The organism is Rickettsia endosymbiont of Culicoides newsteadi (assembly GCF_002259525.1).
GTDB lineage: Bacteria > Pseudomonadota > Alphaproteobacteria > Rickettsiales > Rickettsiaceae > Tisiphia.
Window position 1 is genome coordinate 1 of record NZ_MWZE01000150.1, and the last position, 1,655, is coordinate 1,655.

Here is a 1,655-nt window from a genome sequence, read left to right on the forward strand (position 1 = left end):
AACTTATCCACATTCTTCGCTATTTACAACATCAATAATCTTTATTTTATATATTTAAAAGATTATTTTTTCAACTTGACACAGTTTGACGAACACTCCCCGAAAATTAATATATGCAATAAAAAAAGTTTCTTTTATAGAAAATAATAAGTTATATTATGCCAATTTAAGGGTCCTACAGGATATTTTTTCTTTTTACCTTCTGTATAACAACCACTTGACATAATGCCTTTTTGTTAGTAATCATTAGGCGTCATAGACTCTCCAATTGAATATATCTCATTAAATCCATTTTGTACTAAGAAGTCACTAGTCTCCTGGGGAAAATGTATGTTAAATATATTTTGATTATGGTCAAAATAAAGTTTGCTTAAATCATCATGCAACCTTGCTAGAGTTTCGACAGTACCACTACTGTTTCCTTGGTCTTTTAAAATACCTACAGATGAATTAATCTTTTCCACTAAATCATTTACAATTTTCCTTTCTATACTGGATTTACCTACTGGCTTTAATAAATCAGGATCATCTGAAATTGCGTCAGTAAAGCTGAGCAATTGCTGTATATTGTCTGAATCTAATGAAAGCTTTTGTTGTGCCTGATCGCGAAGTTTTTGATATCCAGAGTGATTAGACCTATAATATACCATACATGCTATGAGAGGCAGATCGCCATTTTGTAAAGATATATGATGTTGACTTAGATTTTCTACTAGCGTTTGGGCTATTATAGCTGCTGTACAACCAATTTCTGAATTACCAGACAATAGATTTATCATTGCACTTAATTCCTCATCTTTTATTGGAACAGCTGTGGAAAAGTTACTACGAGAGAAAGTACTAAGTTGCATAGAACTATTTACAGACATGCACTCTAGTTGCACATCTTGCACTTCTTGCGAATGATGATTATCCATTAAAATCAACATTCCTAAATTTGGACCATATTTAAGAACAATATCTTCTCTTGATTCATCTTTAAAATAATTTAATAAATCTTTATTCTTGTGAATATATTCTAAAGCAGGATTATTATTGCTAAGACCTAGCACTTTTATTAACTCACAATTAGGAGTTGTTAGAGAACGATCACTTAAATATGTAACTATTATTATTTTTTTTAAATGTTTTGGTACTTCTGTAGTGTTTACAATTACATTAACAGCCTTGTCATCTTCCAAACAATTTATGATATTTTTATTTTGTTCGAGCCTTTGTACCATTTCATCATTTATTATAGCATCATGTTGTATGTCTAGGTTATATTTCATAATCGTTCTCTTAGTCTATATTGTTTTTATTTGGTGGATATTTATGATCAATGATCATTATTGATCTATAGATTCCATTATTAATGTCTTCTTATAGTTTATAATTTTAGTATGTCAAAATATTTCTGTTACAAACACTTATTTTTTCTACTTTACTGATGGAGATGGTTTACTATAGTCAATTGATGAGAAGTTGGTGATGTCGTCACTACTCGTCGCCCCTAGCCCCAAATTCTCCTGAATTGAATATATAATGTAAAACTGTTGTACATGAACAATCCCTTATAATCCAAAATTTGATGATATTACGTCAATTCGGGATAAGGTTATAATTTAGAGGAAAGTCGAAATTGCAATTTATGGAAGGTTTATTTTTCTTAAGAG

The 1,655-nt window shown here is 29.9% G+C and carries 1 protein-coding gene; it reads right to left on the minus strand.

The genetic code is table 11. The annotated features are described in order from the left end of the window. Positions 1–236: 236 nt before the first annotated feature. Positions 237–1,271 (minus strand): hypothetical protein, encoded by a 1,035-nt coding sequence (locus RiCNE_RS06925; RefSeq protein ID WP_094649819.1) that lies wholly within the window; start codon positions 1,269–1,271, stop codon positions 237–239. Positions 1,272–1,655: the final 384 nt, after the last annotated feature.

Excerpts from the sequence above, each read along its gene's own strand:
- RiCNE_RS06925 (WP_094649819.1), bottom strand. The coding sequence starts at position 1,271 with ATGAAATATAACCTAGACATACAACATGATGCTATAATAAATGATGAA.